This window comes from Paenibacillus pabuli (genome assembly GCF_039831995.1).
GTDB lineage: Bacteria > Bacillota > Bacilli > Paenibacillales > Paenibacillaceae > Paenibacillus > Paenibacillus pabuli_C.
Map to the genome: position 1 here is coordinate 151,793 of NZ_JBDOIO010000005.1, position 18,640 is coordinate 170,432.

Genomic DNA, 18,640 nt, shown 5'->3' on the forward strand with positions numbered 1-18,640 from the left:
ATTTAAGCAAACAGCGGCTATTCGCTCATTAACGCGGCCATCAAGGCCTTTTGTGCATGCAGTCGGTTCTCTGCCTGATCAAAGATCAGAGAGTTTGGTCCATCAATCACGCCCGCGCTTACTTCTTCTCCGCGGTGTGCCGGCAGACAATGCAGGAACATGTAATCTGGCTTCGCGCCTTTCATCAGCTCCTCATCGACCTGATACGCAGCAAAAGCCTGCTCACGAATCTTCTGTTCCTCTTCAAAGCCCATGCTTGCCCATACATCGGTATAAACGATATCGGCATCCTTCACGGCTTCCTGAGCACTGTACGTCACAGTCACCTCAGAACCGCTTTCCTTCGCAATGCTTCGCGCCTGCTCTACCACTGCGCTATCCGGCTCATAACCTTTTGGTGTCGCTACAGCAACATGCATTCCCATCTTCGCTGCACCCAGCATGAGAGAGTGTGCCATGTTGTTACCGTCTCCGACATAAGCCATTTTCAGGCCAGCCAGTTTCCCTTTTTGCTCCAGCACGGTTTGGAAGTCAGCCAGTACTTGGCACGGATGAGCAGCATCGCTCAGGCCATTGATTACCGGAATATCGGCATGCTCCGCCAATTCAGTCACATTATGGTGCCCAAAGGTACGAATCATGATGCCATCCAGGTAGCGGGACAATACTTTAGCCGTATCGTGAGTTGTCTCCCCGCGACCGAGCTGGATATCGTTTTTGCTCAGGAAGAGCGCGTGTCCACCCAGCTGGAACATGCCTACTTCAAAGGATACACGTGTGCGTGTGGATGATTTTTCAAAAATAAGTCCGATCGTTTTGCCTTTCAGCGGCTGATAGGCTACGCCGTTCTTTTGCTTTCCTTTGATCTCAATAGCCAAGTCCAGCAAGTAGCGGATCTCTTCGGCTGTATAGTCTGTAAACTCAATAAAGTCACGACCTCTAAGATCAATCTTCTGGATTTTCTCCGTTTGTTGTGCTGTCATGTGAATGTTGTCCTCCTTATATCCGGTTCCCTGCACCCGCTCGGGCAGAAGAGAGCAGCCGTGTCAGTGCACGCTCATGAGGCTATGGCTTACGACCTTCCGTAGGTTCTCCGCGCGGCTACAGGGATTCATCCTTTTTGTTCTGCGCCGGGGCCATGCGAGGCCCCAGTACAGCATGTTTTTCATTTTGTCAGAAATCGTTTAGGCCTTCTTCGCTGCTACGTGCTCTTCAATCAACGTTGCTACCAGGGATACCGCTTCATCGATCTCTTCCTTGCTCACATACAGATTCGGAAGCAGACGAATGACATTCGGTCCTGCGTTGACGAACAAGATGCCACGTTTCTGTCCGGCCAAAACGATATCGCCTACTGGCTCTGCACATTCGATTCCGACCAGAAGTCCCAATCCGCGAACTTCCTTCACAAATGAATTGCCTGCCAAACGGTTCCGCAGGGAGCTCATCAGATAATCACCCATCTCAGCAGCGCGCTCAGGCAAGCGGTCTTCCAGCATCGTTTCAATTGTGGCAATCACCACGGAAGAAGCTAGCGGTGTACCTCCGAATGTCGTTGCATGGCTGCCTGGAGTAAATGCATCCCGTAAGAAACCTTTACCGAGCATTGCCCCTACCGGGAAGCCGCTTCCGATCCCTTTGGCTACCGTGAACACATCTGGCTCGATACCGTAGTGTTCATGCGCAAACAGCTTGCCTGTACGTCCCATTCCGGTCTGTACTTCGTCTACGATCAACAAAAGGCCATGCTCGTCACACAATTTCCGTACATGCTTGACGAATTCCAGTTCGACCGGATATACACCACCTTCGGCTTGAACCATTTCCAGCATAATCGCTGCTGTTTTAGGGCCAATCGCCGCTTCCAGTGCTGCCGTATCATGCAAAGGAACCGTCACGAATCCAGCTGGCAATGGCAAAAATCCTTCCTTCACCTTATCCTGCCCTGTTGCTGTCAGTGTTGCAAGTGTCCGTCCGTGGAAGGACTGGGCAAACGTAATCACTTCATAACGGTCGTTTCCCTTCACCTTCTGGTGATAACGACGGGCCACCTTAATGGCTGCCTCATTGGCTTCCGCACCACTGTTGCAGAAGAACACCGCATCCGCACATGTATTGGCTGTCAGCAAAGCCGCTGCTTTCTCCTGGCCCGGAATTTGGAACAGGTTGGAGACATGCCACAGCTCATCGATCTGAGCTTTCAACTTGGCTCCGACTTTCTCTGGTGCATGGCCAAGGCTCGTTACAGCGAGTCCGCACATGAAGTCGAGATAACGGTTGCCCTGATCATCCCATAACCAGCTGCCTTTACCCTTGACCAGACTGATTGGATAACGCGCATACGTTTGGAAAAGAGAGCTTTCCGTCTGTGCCGCTGCACCTGTTGCTGCTGCTCCCGCTACTGCTGTGCCAGAACCTGGCTGTTCATTGCCTTTTGCCATCACCTTTCACACTCCTATTCCTTTTTTTGAGTGCACCTACCACTCCGGTGACAGAACGGCCTTCCGATCGCTGTTATCCCCGGATTTTTTGATTCCCTTTTTTAAAGGTTAAAATCCGGGGATAAACGCGAGCGCTCCGCTTCTTTAGGCCTTTTCTGTCCCCTTCGTTTTGTGCACTTTTTTACTTATCTAAAATAAACCCCTTATTGCATGCGGATAATTCGGGTTCCGATCGTTTCGCCCTTCAGCACGCGGCTCAGAATCTGTGGCTCGCTTCCGTCCACGATAATAACCTCGCGTACTTTGCCATGAATGCAAGCAATCGCTGCTCGCACCTTAGGGATCATGCCGCCGTAGATTTCTCCGGTTTGGATCATGTCTTCGATCTCTTGTACGGAGACCGATGGCAGTACTTTTTTCTCCCCGTTAACAGTCTTCATAATTCCAGGTACATCCGTCACAACGATCATCCGGCTTACACCCAGATGGGAAGCTACCGCACCTGCTGCGGTGTCTGCATTGATATTATATCGTTGTCCAGCTGCATCCACGCCCACCGGAGCAATTACAGGCATATACCCCATGTTCACAATGCCCTGAATAATTTCCGCTTTAACGCCCGTCACATCTCCTACCCAGCCGATCTCTGCATGATTCGCCACAGGTTTGGCTTGGATTAAGCCACCATCTACGCCGGACAAGCCCAGCGCATGTCCTCCGACGCGCTCTATCAGGCGTACGATCTGTTTGTTGATACTCCCGGCCAGCACCATCTCCACGACATCCAGCACAGGTTCCGTCGTTTTGCGGAGTCCATTCACGAACTCGGTTTCAATGCCCAGCTTTGCCAGATTCTCCGATATTGCCGGGCCTCCACCATGCACGATGACGGGCTGAGTTCCCTGGGACTGCAGGTCGCGCAAATCCGCAAAAAAGGACTCAGGCAAAGCCGCAAGCGTGCTGCCTCCGCATTTCATGACAAACGTCTGCTTCTCTGCACCCTTTTCCACTCCGGCACTCTCATTCTGCAATGTTGAATTCATGAGGGACACTCCTTTCGATTCTCTTAAATGACTGTAGACCGTTACACTTGACCACTCCGATTACCGAACCATCTTTCGATCGCTGTTATCACTGGATTCTTTTTGATTTCTATTTAAAGGGTATAATCCAGGGATAAAGGCGAACGCTACCGCTTCTACAGATTGGTTCCGCACTCTCCGTTATCGTGTAAATGTAGTTATATTTTATATAAAATGAAAGACGTATTTAAGTGCGGTATGCCGCGTTGATTCGTACATAATCGTATGTCAGGTCACAGCCCCATGCTGTTGCCGTTCCTTCGCCGTGGTGCAGATCCACCACAATGCGAACCGTATCCGTTTGCAAATAAGCCAGCGCTGCTTCTTCGTCGAATACAACTGGGCGGGACTGCTCAAGTACCGAGATGTCTCCCAGACGGATATCCACGGTGTCCGGGTTAACCGGCTGTCCTGCACGCCCTACGGCTGCAATAATCCGTCCCCAGTTCGCGTCCGCACCGAACATCGCTGATTTCACCAGGCTGGAGCCAATGACCGTTTTGGCAATGGCCTGTGCCGATTCATCACTCACCGCACCCGTAACCTGCACCTCGACCAGCTTCGTTGCCCCTTCACCATCACGTGCAATTGCTTTGGCCAGCACTTCGCACACATAAGTGAATCCTGCAGCAAAAGCGTCCCAGTCCGGATGTTCCGTAGTCAATTCTTCGTTCCCCGCCATCCCACTGGACATCGCTACGAGCATATCGTTGGTGCTGGTATCTCCGTCTACGGTGATCATGTTAAACGTATGGTTGGTCGCCTGTCGCAGCAAGCGCTGCAGCGCCTCAGCGCCAATGACGGCATCACTTGTCATAAATGCGAGCATCGTCGCCATGTTGGGATGAATCATGCCTGAGCCCTTGGCTGCACCGGCAATCGTAACGTTCTTGCCGTTTACAACGACAGATACACAGGCTTCCTTTTTCACCAAATCGGTCGTGAGGATCGCTTGAGAGAATTGCTCCGCTTCATGTACATCCTGCCCCAAACTTGCCGGCAATGCGCTGATGCCCGAGTGCACGGCATCCATTTTCAACAACTCACCGATTACCCCGGTCGATGCCACAGCAACGTCTTCTTCGGCTACGCCAAGTTCACGTGCTGCTGCCGAACGCATGGCATATGCATCCTTTTCGCCCTGTTGTCCGGTACAAGCATTGGCATTACCACTGTTGACTACAACGGCTTGAAGGCGTCCGTTGCTCAAGCTCTCGCGGGTAACCTTCAATGGTGCAGCCTGGAATACATTTGTCGTATATACGGCTGCTGCCGTGGCTGGCACTTCACAACGGATTGCTCCGATGTCGTTGCGTGATGTTTTTTTCAATCCGCAATGAAGTCCGCCAGCAGTGAACCCGCGCGGGGTTACAATCGTCCCGTTTTCTACTACGGTGAAAGCCTGTTGCTTCACATTTGTTCCCATATGTTATCCCCCGTGTGCGTTCGGCTGCATGCCGATTGACCGCCTGCTAATCGTGAATCCGATGATCCTAGAATGGTCCGGAATTCGCGTCTGTACGCTCTCCCGATCACCACTCCTTATGGATATACCGGCGTCATGTTCAGCCCGAGGTTCTCCTCCCATCCCATCATCAGGTTCATATTTTGAATTGCTTGCCCGGAAGCACCCTTCACCAGGTTGTCGATGACCGATATGATTGTTAAACGTCCGGTTCTCGGATCTACTGCAAAGCCGATATCACAATAGTTGGATCCTTGCACTTCTTTGGTCGAAGGCCAGATTCCTGGTTCACGTACCCTTACAAACGGTCGATTCTCATAATACTTACGGTACAGATCTACCAGATCCCGATCACTATGATCTCCCACCAGGCTGGCGTATATCGTACTCATGATCCCACGTGTCATTGGAACCAGGTGCGTCGTAAACGTCACCGTTACCGGACTTCCAGTAATATTGCCGAGCACTTGCTCAATTTCAGGGATATGTTGATGTTTGTTGAGTTTATAGGCTTTAAAATTCTCGTTCATCTCTGCATAATGGTAGGCCAGAGCCGTTCCCCGTCCAGCACCGGATACGCCGGATTTGGCATCAATAATAATCGTGGCTGGATCGATCCATCCTGCTTCCACTGCAGGAATAAGTCCCAGAAGGGTAGCTGTAGGATAACAGCCCGGGTTGGAAATAAAGTTTTTGCCTTTTACTTCATCCCCGTACACTTCGGCCATTCCGTACACAGCCTGTTCCAGCAGCTCACTCGGTGGAGCCGGGTGTTTATACCACTGTTCATACACTGCTCCATCCTTCAACCTGAAGTCACCAGACAGGTCGATCACCTTCAGCCCTGCTTCGAGCAGGCTTGGAACGAGCTTTGCGCTTACTCCGGATGGGGTAGCCGTGAATACCAGATCTGCACGTTCTGCTATCTCAGCTGGAACTACGCCATCCAGTGGCCTGCGAATCACATCCGTCAAATGCGGAAATCCGTCTGCAATAGACTCACCGCTGCTGGATGAAGAGATCACCGACGTGATTTCAACCTGTGGATGGTTCTGAAAAAAACGAATCAGCTCCACCCCGCCGTAGCCGGTGGAACCGACAATTGCCACTTTTAATTTATTACTCACTCTCGCTCCCCCAATCCTGTTGTATGCGATACTTATACGATGCTCACGCCCTCAAACGGCCCTCACACGGCAATTCCGTCGCTTCTATGCATATTTGTGTATTATTATACGACTCTAGTTATATAAATACAACACTCTACCATCAATTTCACATGGATTCTTATCAAATCCGAACATATCTTTCCAATATCTGCGGACGAACACGAATACTTCTGCTAAAATACGTTTTATAGGAAACATTACATACCAAGGTCTTATTCATAACAATTCTACACGAGGAAGGGTTTATGAACGGATTCACATTGGTCATTATGAGACATGGGGGACTACAGTGCATATTGAATCCATTTTACTTATGGTACTCCTGGGCCTGAATATTATCTTCGCTGCGGCAGTCGTGTTCTTCGAACGCAAGGATGCCAGTGCATCCTGGGCTTGGCTGCTCGTCCTGAACTTTATTCCTGTGCTCGGGTTCGTACTTTATCTGCTAACAGGTCAGAATCTGACCCGCTACCGGCTGTTCCAATGGAAAGAGAGAAAGAAGCTTGGGCTCGAGGAACGCATCGCTGCCCAGCTCGAACAGCTGCATGACAATCGGACGCCGTTCCGCAACAAAGCGACGGAGAGCAGTCAGGACATGATCTACATGAACCTGAAGCAGAACGACGCTCTTCTGACGGAAGACAATGCTGTGGAGATCATTACGGATGGAACGGACAAATTCCAGCGTTTACTCGATGATATTGAAGCAGCGCAGGATCATGTTCACGTGCAGTATTACATTTACCGGGGAGACCGGCTGGGTAAACGAATTCGGGATGCCCTGATCCGCAAAGCGCGGGAAGGTATCAAGGTTCGTCTCCTATACGATGCGCTTGGATCGCGGCGGGTGTCCAATCGCTTTTTCAAAGAATTGCGCGAAGCAGGCGGTTTGGTGGAAGTCTTTTTTCCATCGAAATTCAGTCTGATTAACCTTCGTATGAACTACCGCAACCACCGCAAGATCGTCATTATTGATGGTAACCTCGGTTATACCGGCGGATTTAATGTGGGCGATGAGTATCTCGGGTTGAACTCCAAGTTCGGTTATTGGCGCGATACCCATCTGCGGATTCAGGGAAATGCCGTTCATGCCCTTCAGACGCGATTCCTTCTCGATTGGAATGAGGCATCCAAGCAGCACGACACTCCATACGTTCCTGAACATTTCCCGCATATTGAGGGTACGGGAACGACGGCGATGCAGATTGTGTCCAGCGGACCGGATGCAGAGACGGAACACATCAAGAACAGTTACCTGAAGATGATTAACGGAGCCAAACACTCCATCATGATCCAGACGCCTTATTTTATCCCGGATGCCAGTGTATTCGAAGCCATACGTCTCGCGTGCCTGTCAGGTATTGATGTGCGCATTATGATTCCCAACAAACCGGATCATGCCTTCGTATACTGGGCTACGCTGTCTTACATTGGTGAACTGTTAAAAGTCGGAGCAAAAGTATTTATATACGATAACGGCTTCATTCATGCCAAAACGCTCATTATCGACAGCATGGTTGCATCGGTGGGCACCGCCAATATTGATTACCGCAGTTTCCGCCTGAATTTTGAGGTAAATGCCTTTATGTATGATGAGAAAATTGCCACGGCATTGGTCAATACTTTCGAGCATGACCTTAAGGTATCTCGCGAGATGACGCAGGAGGAGTACAACAAGCGCAGCCTGAAGATTCGTTTCAAAGAAGCGATCTCCCGCTTACTGTCTCCGATTCTGTAATAGGGTAATTAGAATATTAAAAAGCAGGGACATCCTCCGCCATGTTTGGCTGGAATGGACATCCCTGCTTTTTATTTTATAGCGAAACCTTAATAGGCACTGAGATTATGCCTCATCCCGCTTAAAGCCTTCGCCGAGCACTTCATGCGCATTACTGATGATGACAAAAGCCCCCGGGTCCACGGACCGGATTAGTGCTTTCAGCCTCGGCACCTCATTTTGCCCAACCACAACCATCAATACGGTACGCTGGTCGTCCGTGTAACCACCCTTCGCCTCCAGCTTCGTTAATCCACGATCCAGATCGGCAAGAATGACTTTGGTGATTGGTTCCGTCTTATTGGAGATAATGTAGGCAACCTTCGAGTAGCCAAGTCCCATCTCCACGGCATCAATGACTTTTCCGGTAACGTATAGTCCAATCAGTGCATAAAGCGACTGTTCCAATGACAATACAAACGCAGCCATAATAATAACGGTAGCATCCATGATCACGACGCAAAGAGAGTAACTAAGTCCACTGTACTTCTGTACGATTCTGGCAAGGATACTCATCCCACCTGTTGAACCTCTTCCCCGGTATACAATGCCTATGCCGAGCCCCACACCAATACCTCCATATAGAGATCCGAGCAAAGGATTCGTCGTAGGAATGGCCCAGTCTTTCGTCAGATAAACAAACAGGGGCAGCACAATACTCCCGAGCACCGAACGGATCCCATACTGTTTCCCAATGAGCAGAAAGCCTGCGATGAGAAGCGGAATGTTGATGGCCCACTGCGTATATGCGGGTTCAAGCCCCAGCCATTCCTTTCCGAGAATAGACAGCCCGGATACCCCACCTGAAGCGATCTGATTAGGTAATAAAAATAAGTTAAAGGCTACTGCAATCAAAAACGAACCAAAAATAATGGATGCTGTATCCACTACGTTTCTCCAGGGTCCGTTTAAGGGGATGAGGGTGGTTAACCTCTTTTTGCGGTTTGGAACGAAGTGCTGATGCTGTTGCATAGTTGTCGTGCTCTCCTTTTATATGACTGATAAGTTGCTGATTTCTTTTCCCTATTTGGGCTCAAAAAAAAGCCCCTGTATACACCAGCATACGCCTACACGTATCTGGTCCATACAGGAACTTTGATTACTCGGTTTCCACTTTAATCTGGCTGCGCAAATAACCGTCGATGAATGCATCGAGGTCGCCGTCCATGACTGCACCTGTATTTCCTGTCTCTACGCTCGTACGGTGATCCTTTACCATACTATAGGGATGGAATACATAGGAGCGAATCTGGCTTCCCCATGAAATATCCGACTGATCGCCTCGGATTTCATCCAGCTGTTGTTTCTGTTCTTCAATTTTACGCTCATACAATTTGGAACGCAGCATCGTCATTGCACGCTCACGGTTTTTGATCTGTGAACGTTCGTTCTGACATGTTACCACGACCCCTGTAGGAATGTGTGTAATCCGTACGGCAGAGTCGGTGGTATTGATATGCTGTCCACCCGCACCACTCGCACGATACGTATCAATCTTCAAGTCCTCTGTCCGGATGTCCACTTCCACCGTATCATCGATCTCTGGAACAACGTCACAGGATACGAAGGATGTGTGTCTACGGCCCGAAGAGTCAAAAGGAGAGATCCGCACCAAGCGATGAACACCCTTCTCTGCTTTCAGATAACCATAAGCATTGTGTCCCTTGATGGATAGCGTGACACTCTTAATCCCTGCTTCATCACCAGGCAGATAATCCAGCACCTCTACCTTGAAGCCGCGTTTCTCAGCCCAGCGAGTGTACATCCGGAGCAGCATCTGTCCCCAGTCCTGTGACTCGGTACCGCCTGCACCCGGGTGAAGCTCAAGAATGGCATTCATTTTATCGTACGGTTGATTCAGCAGAAGCTGAAGTTCAAACTCTTCCAACTTGCCTACGATGGCCGTAACGCTGCTGCCAACTTCGGCGGCCAGATCTTCGTCGCCTTCTTCATCGGCCAGTTCAATCATCATTAGGGCATCGTCATAGTCCTGCTGCAGCTTCGCATATTGATCAACCGATCCTTTAACTGCATTCATCTCGGCGATCACCGATTGCGCCTTCTCATTATCATCCCAGAAATCGGGAGCAGACATCTTCTCTTCAAAGTTCTCAATCATTTCCTGCTTGAGATCTAAGTCAAAGAGACCCCCTAAGGTTTGTTAGTTTCTTGCCTATTTCACGCAGGTCCTGCTTCACGCTTGGATCAATCATGTGCAATTCCTCTTTTCATTAAGATAAGCTCCCCGCAAACCGGGCACTTCTCCAGATCGGGTGTCAGATGCTTCACCTTGGTGTCCAGATTACCATTATAGCGGCAATTCTCTCCACCTGGATCATGGCTGCATAGTTATAACTATGCACCAATCACCGGTTATGCATCCTTCATTTGATCATTTGAAATGCCCAGCTGCAAGGAGCCGTTCATGTATTCTATAGGGTGTAAAAGAAAAGTCGTTTAACTATTCTTGGCCGTGGCAGTGTTTATACTTTTTGCCGCTGCCGCATGGACAAGGATCGTTGCGGCCGATTTGGTCGGAGACTTTTACCGGACGCTTCTCAGCAGGTTCTCCGCTCGTCGAGATCTGGCTCTCTTCCACTACCGCTTGACGTTCCTGATTGCTCTCGATTTGAGCTCTCATCACATAAGTTGCCACTTCTTCCTGGATCGAAGCAATCATCTGATGGAACATTTCGAAGCCTTCAAATTGGTACTCACGCAGTGGATCTGTACCGCCGTATGCACGAAGGTGGATACCTTGACGCAGTTGATCCATCGCATCAATGTGGTCCATCCATTTACTGTCCACTGCACGAAGCACAACCACTTTCTCAAACTCACGAACCATCTCTTCACCGATACGCTCTTCCCGTGCATTGTACTTTTTCTGTACTTTATCAAACAGGTACTCGATGATCTCTTCGGCTTCCTTGCCCCACAGATCGTCTTTGGTAATCGAACCATCATCCAGCAACTTGCTGTTCATGTAGTCCGCCACTTCCTGCAGTTCCCAGTTCTCTGGAATATCGTCACTACAGTGTGCTTCAACAATGCGTTCAATGGAAGGTTTGATCATATCCATAACGATCTGTTTGATATTTTCGGATTCAAGGACCTCGCGGCGCTGTTTATAAATAATTTCACGCTGCTGGTTCATGACATCATCATATTGAAGAACGACTTTACGTACGTCAAAGTTATTTCCTTCAACACGTTTCTGTGCAGACTCAACTGCACGGGTAATCATGCGGCTCTCTATCGGTTGGTCCTCTTCAAAGCCAAGACGCTCCATCATGTTCAGTACATTGTCTGCACCGAAACGTCTCATCAGCTCATCGCCAAGGGACAGATAGAACTGTGTAGAACCGGGGTCACCCTGACGTCCTGCACGTCCGCGCAGCTGGTTATCAATCCGGCGTGATTCATGACGCTCTGTACCGATGATATGAAGACCGCCCACTTCAGCTACACCTTCACCCAGGATAATATCCGTACCCCGTCCAGCCATGTTGGTTGCAATGGTAACCGCACCTGCTTGACCAGCACCCGAGATAATTTCTGCTTCTTCCGCATGGTACTTGGCATTCAGTACCTGGTGTTTGACACCACGGCGTTTCAGCATGTCGGAAAGGCGCTCGGAGTTCTCAATGGATACTGTACCCACAAGAACCGGCTGGTTCTTGCTGTGACGTTCCACGATCTCTTCAACTACAGCTTTAAACTTGCCGTCAATGCTCTTATATACGACATCTGCCATGTCATTCCGTTTGTTCGGACGGTTGGTTGGAATCTGCAATACTTCGAGGCCGTAGATTTTCTTAAACTCTTCTTCCTCGGTTTTCGCGGTACCTGTCATTCCCGCAAGCTTGCGGTACATCCGGAAGTAGTTCTGGAATGTGATTGTAGCGAGCGTCATGCTCTCGTTCTGTACCTCGATGCCTTCTTTCGCTTCAATTGCCTGGTGCAATCCGTCACTGTAACGACGACCAGCCATCAGACGGCCTGTGAACTCATCGACAATCATGACTTCTTCTTCACTGACTACGTAGTCCACGTCACGACGCATAATTACGTTTGCTTTCAGCGCCTGTACGATGTGATGGTTAAGCGTAACATTGGCGTGATCATACAGGTTCTCAATGCCAAATGCTTTCTCCGCCTTAGCCACACCGCCTTCAGTCAAGGCAACAGATTTCACTTTGATATCTACTGTAAAGTCTTCTTCCGGTGTCAGACGTTTCACGAAACGGTCTGCTGCATAGTACATATCCGTCGACTTTTGTGCTTGTCCCGAAATGATCAAAGGCGTACGCGCCTCATCGACCAAGATGGAATCCACTTCGTCAATGATACAGAAGAACAATGGACGTTGTACCATTTGCTCTTTGTAGAGCACCATGTTGTCACGCAGATAGTCAAAACCGAACTCATTATTCGTTCCGTACGTAATATCGCAAGCATATGCATGCTGTTTCAGCGCATGGTCCATACCGCTCAGGTTAACCCCAACCGTCATGCCCAGGAATTCGTAAATCTGTCCCATCTCCTGGCTGTCACGCTGTGCCAAATAGTCATTGACCGTAACGACGTGTACCCCTTTGGACATCAACGCATTCAGGTAAACCGGGAGGGTTCCTACGAGGGTTTTACCTTCACCCGTTTTCATCTCGGAGATGCGGCCCTCATGCAAAGCAATACCACCAAGCATCTGTACGTCGTAGTGACGTTTGCCCAGAACACGGCGGGATGCTTCACGTACCGTTGCGAATGCTTCCGGAAGAAGCTCGTCTGTTGTTTCCCCTTTTTCGATACGGGCGCGGAATTCCTCGGTTTTGGCTTTCAGTTGCTCATCAGACAACGCCTGAAATTGTGGTTCCAGTTTATTGATCACATCGACCGTCTTCATCAGACGTTTAACATCACGTTCGTTCATGTCGCCGAAGATCTTTTTGACAAGTCCTAGCATGGTATACCCCTTTCGTGCAAAACAGAATAGACCCCCTGCTGCCGCCATGCGACACCATCGGATGGATATTTGCATCCATTTGCCCGGGGGTGACAAACGATATAAAACATTAATATGGATGAATCAACTCCAGGCTTGGCCAGGGTTACTCATGAAGCTGATTCGATATTCACGGATTCGCTCCTTGCATAATAAGGGCAGATCCAAACCTTACGAATCATGTTCATGGTGCTGTGCCTGTCATTGATTATGATTACGATCATTCGTTGACAATTCCTCATCAGGACAATGATTCTCTTGCATAAATTGTAACAGTTTGTAAGGGTCGCCGCAACACGCCGAGGCACACTTCTTTGAACTTCCCGAGCCCCTCCTTACACGTTTAAGTGCAAAAAATCATAGCCGTTAGCGGAAGCCTTTCTTTTCGCTGCTATATTTTCAGATCATACAATTAAACCAAGAAAATATTCGTGGTAAATTTGGAACCTATTCTCAGTTAACTGAGTCTATCATAAAGCTTCGTTAATTACGCATTAGGCGCGTAAATGTTCATCTTCTTGGGCAAAGTTATCCTCTTTCCTACTCTCTATTAGACGCAGCTGTATGGGAAATAGTTTCATAAACTTGCTCGCACAAATTTTCCCCAGTCGCATCCATGCAGAAAAGAGCCCCATCCCGTATGGGACAGAGGCTCTTGTTAGTTTTGATCATTTAATCATACAGGATACTAAAGTGTCCTGACATTCATTTTCGTAAGTACTCATTTTAACCTGTAATGGTTCATTCAAAGTCATCGTACAAGGAGATTAACCTTGCTCGATTAGACCATATTTCCCATCGTTCCGTTTGTACACGACGCTGACTTCTTCATTCTCAATGTTGGAAAATACGAAGAAATTGTGGCCGACCATGTTCATTTGGAGGATTGCCTCTTCCACGTCCATCGGTTTCAACATAAACCGCTTGGTCCGTACCACTTCAAAATCATCGTCATCAGTATCCACATCCAGTTCAGCCGTAGCTACTGTACCTGTTGGATCTTCAACGAAGAGTGTTTTCAGGCTGCCTTCCTGGCGGAACTTGCGGTTAACTTTCGTTTTGTGTTTACGGATCTGACGTTCCAACTTGTCCACCACGGCATCAATGGAAGCGTACATATCATCGCTCTCATCTTCAGCGCGGAGCACAATGCCTTTCAAAGGGATCGTCACCTCAACCGTATGCAAGCCTCTCGTCGTGCTCAATGTAACAGCACCGTCAGAGTTAAGGGGTGCATCGAAATACTTCTCGAGTCTACTCAACTTTTTGTCGACATAATCTTTCAAAGCATCGGTAACCTCGATTTGTTGACCTCGAATACTTAAATTCATAGGGCACTCCTCCTTTTCCTTTGCCACTTCATTATAACACGAATGTAAGCGCCATGTAAAAACTCCCGGTGACCGAATCATGACATCTATTCAAGCCACATCTGCTCACCTACGCGTAACGCCATATTTCGAGATATTTCACGATATTCAGGCGAAATCTCGTATTTACAAGATTCTAATATTAGGCGCTTGATGATGTAATTAACCGTTTTCCTCATCCCTCAATCTATTATGTAATATGTTAAAGTGAATCTATTAGAAAAACAAAAAAAGACCCCGGAAAACCGGAGTCTATTGCTAGCGATAATTCAATTGGTAACCATCTAACCATATATGTAGGTCGGATTGTCCGGATGATTATAATTTGATTACGTTAGCGGCTTGAGGTCCACGCGCGCCTTCGACGATGTCGAATTCTACGGATTGACCTTCTTCCAAAGTTTTGAAGCCTTCGGATTGAATTGCGGAGAAGTGTACGAATACGTCGCCGCCATCTTCAGTCTCAATGAAACCGTAACCTTTTTCTGCGTTGAACCATTTTACTTTACCTTGCATGCACTAACATTCCCTTCGTCATCAAATGAAGTGAAGCTCTGGCCAAGGCCTTAGCCCACAATTCAGACTATACCATCCAGACTTATCCATTGTCAATTGGTAAAGAAAATGTTTTATTGGTATTTTTTGTAGATTAAATGCGGATATTGTTGAAATTTATTTTTCAGGCAAAGGATAGAAACCTATTGCACTTCTCAACTCATAAAACCTTTATGACGTTCGGTTTAATTTGTTGTTTTCTTCGCGATAATTTGTAACTGCCCAAGGTACTCAGGTCCTGATGATATTTTAAGTATTTCGAAACCATGCATCTTCATGAGAATCCTAAGTGAGATATGATCATATAAAATAACATGAAGCGGTGGATCTAAATGTCTCCACTTGCTCCCTGAATGAAAACTTGCACTGGAATTGACATTTGGTGTGTTCGCAACAAACAGCCCGTCTTTTTTCAGAACACGTTTTATATTCTTCATAAAAGAATGTGGAGTGGGAATATGCTCTAATACATCCCACGCTGTAACCACATCAAAACTTTCATTCTCAAATATATCATCATTTATTTCACCAGTAACAACATTTAATCCAAACTTCTTTCTTCCTTCATTTGCTGCACTTTCAGAAATTTCAATTCCTTGAACGGACCAATAACGAAATTGAGCTTCTGCCAAGAAGTGTCCTGTAGAACATCCAATATCGAGCAATGTTCCCCTAGGAAAACGAGTCTGGTCGGCAAAAGATTCTACAAGATCCATGCGCATCTCATAACTACGTAACATTCCTGAAGTTACATTTGAGATTTCGGTATCCCATCCCATTTTTTTTCGATGGTCTTCTGAATAATAAATATTTTGATAGAACCAATTTAAGTACTCTTCAGTGGGTTGTGGGTCCATAAACACTCCGCCACAAGCTGTGCAACGATGTAAATTGGTCTCAAATTGTCTATGCCCTAGAATTTTATATAATTGGGTATAATCATTACCATCACAGATTGGACAACTTTCCATTGGTTCCTTATACTGTTCTTTTTGATCATGATCACTTGATTTTTTTTGTGCGATGTCCCTTGGAGAATCATACGAACTTATGACATTGAGAATCTCAGCAGCTCTATCTTTATACGTGTGTTCCTCGAGTATATGATTATTTAGTTCTGCGACTAACTCATCTCTTTCTTTTTTATGCGTCAAGTAGTAGTCCGCTTTTATGAGTAAATCATTTAGGTCTTGAAAAGTTATCGCTTCCCACACCGCTGGAAAAACACGCTCCATATCCTTTTTATAATCACTTAATACAAAACCTCTAGAAGCAAACACATCAAACACCCGATTGTTCACCGAGGTTTCTAATTGAAGCGAAGAAATATTCAAGTTAACAGCATGCTTTTGGTAAGTCATTGAAAGTTCGTTGTAGGGAACTGCCGTATGGACAATAGTACTCTCGTTTAGTTTTTCTTGAGTACCATAAACATGCATATCCACCCCGCTGAGACTCCCTAATACATGTTTTCTGAAAATAGAACTTCCTCGGGAATGAATGGGATAATAGATGTTTTTCCAGAAAACTTCAGTGTGGTCTTTATAAAGAATATGAATAGCCTGAAATTTCGGATTAGAAAGTGCATCCATACATACATCAAAAAGAGGAACGCGAAAGTTATTAATCTTTTGTTTTACAACATAATCAATAAACTGTTGTTCAAGGTGCTGCAAATTTGTTGAAAGTTGTACAGACTTTATACTACCAACAAAAGCAAGTTCATTCTCTTGGGTAACAATGTTTGTATCCACATAAAACTTATTTGGGTTAGTAGCTAGCATAATTGGATAAATATTGGAGACGCCTGCTTCACGCATAAATTTTTCACAGTAATTATCCCATACAAAATGATAATAAAATGATGGGAATTCTTTGAACTCATTCAAAAACTGATCGTTCAGGCTGAATAGAGGGTTGTCATAATGCAGGCAAATTACAGGAATTCCTTCCTCTCTCCATAGAAAACGTCCATTTCTATCCCTAGTAATTCCTACGTAACCGTAAGCTAATATAAATTGTGGCTTAAAGTCAAGAATAGCTTGATAGTCTCCAATTCCAAAATCCTGATCTATGTTCACAAGCAAAACATCGTGTCCTAGTTCTTTGAAAGCTTGAAAGTAATCATCTGTGACATGAGGAGCAATGATCCCTTTCCCTTTTAAAATTGCTATTTTCAATTAAATCTCTCCCCACTCATTATCGAAGACCACCTTGTGCAATCCAATGCCTTGTACGAGCAATTCCTTCTTCAAGAGACACCTCCGGTTGCCAATCCAGCAATTGTTTAGCTTTTGCTGAATTGCATAGAAGCTTTTCAATTTCACTTTGAGGATGAATATGCTCCACATGTTTAATTCGTTCAGAATCTTTCACAATAAGTTTGGCTAGGTCGTTAACGGAAATATCACTGCCAAGTCCTGCATTTACAATCTCCCCGTTCACTGCATCATTGAATCCTGCCTCTGCAACAAACCGGGCACAATCCTCAACATAAAGTAAATCCCGTGTCTGCGTACCCGAGCCATAAATATTCAATGTCTTACCATCCAGTTCATTTTTTATGAAAATTGCGACTACGCCGCCCTCTCCACCGGTTTTTTGAAAAGGACCATATGTATTAAATGGTCTGATCACTACCGTTGGTAAATCATAAGCATGGTAATAGGAGAGCACCATATTTTCGGCTCCTATCTTAGCTCCCGCATAAGGTGAGGCTGGCTTAGTCGGATGATGCTCGTCAATTCCCTTCTCATTCACGCAACGATCATACACCATACATGTGCTCATAAAAACTACCTTTGTGTTAAACCTTTTACATTGTTCCAAAATAAAAAATGTACCAACGGTATCATTATTAAAAGTAGTCCGAGGATCATCTATAGAATCCTGTACATTAATGGAAGCACCTAGATGATAGCATATAGAAAATTTATGATTAGCAAACAACTCAGAAAGTAAATTCTCGTCAAGGATTGTTCCTTTAACGAAAGCTTTTAAACCAGGGTGATCTCGAAATTCCGCAATGTTTGATTCGCGTCCATTTGATAAATCATCCAAGATCCAAAGATTATGACCTTCATCTAGCAAACGCTTGGCAACCCAACGCCCAATAAATCCAGCTCCACCTGTTAGTAAAATATTCACTTAACTTCCTCCTACTTATTGGAAATCACTCTACCCGTCAGGAAATTAGTCCTTTAGGACTCAAGTAGCCAAAATACAAAAAAATAATATATCTCCAAATTTAATGTGAATCACTTGTTAACAAACTATAAAATAAAGAGTCATTCCACTTTCCTTTTGACCAGTGCGTTTGCCTATGACGTCCATCCAATTGGAAACCGATATTCTCTAACATCTCTTTTTTCATCACATCAAACTCATAGATTTCACACCATAGACGATGTAAGTTCAATTCTGAAAATGCATAATTAATAAGAATCTCGGCAGCATCTCGTGCAAAATGTTGATCAATGTAAGTATTATTAGAACCAATATAAATGGAGTAATCAGCACTCCGATTAATCCAATCGATATAACAGATCCCACAGGCTCCTAATAATAGTTGTGTTTCAAGTTCCTCAATGGCGAACATAATCGTATTCGGATCACGAATTACCTTACTTTCAAACCACTGATCTTGATTGTAATGATTCAATTCCCGATACTCTCGAAAATATTGCCTTAAATCGGGATTATTTCTCCATTCCAAAAGTTGAGCAAGATCTTCTTTCTCTATGGCACGTAAACCAACACTTTTCCCTCTAAGCATC

General features: G+C 46.3%; 14 protein-coding genes. 1 reads left to right on the top strand and 13 read right to left on the bottom strand.

Going from position 1 to position 18,640, the window contains the following annotated elements; genetic code table 11:
• Positions 1-17: 17 nt before the first annotated feature.
• The 5 genes from argF to argC all read right to left on the bottom strand — a co-directional run bounded on the left by argF (position 18) and on the right by argC (position 6,115).
• Positions 18-983 (bottom strand): ornithine carbamoyltransferase, encoded by a 966-nt coding sequence (gene argF, locus ABGV42_RS27485; RefSeq protein ID WP_347384569.1) that lies wholly within the window; start codon positions 981-983, stop codon positions 18-20.
• Positions 984-1,184: 201 nt separating this feature from the next.
• On the bottom strand, positions 1,185-2,441 hold the full coding sequence (locus ABGV42_RS27490; protein WP_347384570.1) for an aspartate aminotransferase family protein: 1,257 nt from the start codon (positions 2,439-2,441) through the stop codon (positions 1,185-1,187).
• A gap of 203 nt (positions 2,442-2,644) precedes the next feature.
• Positions 2,645-3,484 carry an acetylglutamate kinase gene (argB, locus tag ABGV42_RS27495; protein ID WP_347384571.1) on the bottom strand — a complete coding sequence of 280 codons (840 nt, stop codon included), beginning with the start codon at positions 3,482-3,484 and terminating at the stop codon, positions 2,645-2,647.
• Positions 3,485-3,710: 226 nt separating this feature from the next.
• The gene (argJ, locus tag ABGV42_RS27500; protein ID WP_431523698.1) at positions 3,711-4,949 is read right to left on the bottom strand and encodes a bifunctional glutamate N-acetyltransferase/amino-acid acetyltransferase ArgJ; all 1,239 of its coding nucleotides are present in this window, start codon (positions 4,947-4,949) and stop codon (positions 3,711-3,713) included.
• 116 nt (positions 4,950-5,065) lie between these two features.
• A complete protein-coding gene (gene argC, locus ABGV42_RS27505; RefSeq protein WP_347384572.1) occupies positions 5,066-6,115 on the bottom strand; it encodes an N-acetyl-gamma-glutamyl-phosphate reductase in 1,050 nt (349 codons plus the stop codon).
• A 331-nt stretch (positions 6,116-6,446) separates the two neighbouring features.
• Between argC and cls the strand changes: the two genes are divergently transcribed.
• A complete protein-coding gene (gene cls, locus ABGV42_RS27510) occupies positions 6,447-7,895 on the top strand; it encodes a cardiolipin synthase (protein WP_347384573.1) in 1,449 nt (482 codons plus the stop codon).
• A 105-nt stretch (positions 7,896-8,000) separates the two neighbouring features.
• On the opposite strand, the gene ABGV42_RS27515 is transcribed toward cls, so the two are convergent.
• The 8 genes from ABGV42_RS27515 to ABGV42_RS27550 form a co-directional block, all read right to left on the bottom strand.
• Positions 8,001-8,906 (bottom strand): YitT family protein, encoded by a 906-nt coding sequence (locus tag ABGV42_RS27515; protein ID WP_347384574.1) that lies wholly within the window; start codon positions 8,904-8,906, stop codon positions 8,001-8,003.
• A 127-nt stretch (positions 8,907-9,033) separates the two neighbouring features.
• Positions 9,034-10,147 (bottom strand): peptide chain release factor 2 gene (gene prfB, locus ABGV42_RS27520; protein ID WP_347384575.1). Its coding sequence is split into 2 segments (ribosomal slippage): positions 9,034-10,074 and positions 10,076-10,147, totalling 1,113 coding nucleotides; the frame shifts between segments, so codons are not numbered across the junction.
• Positions 10,148-10,395: 248 nt separating this feature from the next.
• Complete coding sequence (gene secA, locus ABGV42_RS27525) at positions 10,396-12,900, bottom strand: preprotein translocase subunit SecA (RefSeq protein WP_347384576.1); 2,505 nt, start codon at positions 12,898-12,900, stop codon at positions 10,396-10,398.
• 806 nt (positions 12,901-13,706) lie between these two features.
• Complete coding sequence (hpf, locus tag ABGV42_RS27530) at positions 13,707-14,270, bottom strand: ribosome hibernation-promoting factor, HPF/YfiA family (RefSeq protein WP_095291396.1); 564 nt, start codon at positions 14,268-14,270, stop codon at positions 13,707-13,709.
• A 357-nt stretch (positions 14,271-14,627) separates the two neighbouring features.
• A complete protein-coding gene (locus tag ABGV42_RS27535) occupies positions 14,628-14,825 on the bottom strand; it encodes a cold shock domain-containing protein (RefSeq protein WP_024631599.1) in 198 nt (65 codons plus the stop codon).
• A 224-nt stretch (positions 14,826-15,049) separates the two neighbouring features.
• On the bottom strand, positions 15,050-17,044 hold the full coding sequence (locus ABGV42_RS27540; protein ID WP_347384577.1) for a methyltransferase domain-containing protein: 1,995 nt from the start codon (positions 17,042-17,044) through the stop codon (positions 15,050-15,052).
• 19 nt (positions 17,045-17,063) lie between these two features.
• On the bottom strand, positions 17,064-18,011 hold the full coding sequence (locus tag ABGV42_RS27545; protein WP_347384578.1) for a dTDP-glucose 4,6-dehydratase: 948 nt from the start codon (positions 18,009-18,011) through the stop codon (positions 17,064-17,066).
• 100 nt (positions 18,012-18,111) lie between these two features.
• Entirely contained in the window at positions 18,112-18,639 is a 528-nt protein-coding gene (locus tag ABGV42_RS27550; protein WP_347384579.1) for a GNAT family N-acetyltransferase, read from the bottom strand.
• Position 18,640: the final 1 nt, after the last annotated feature.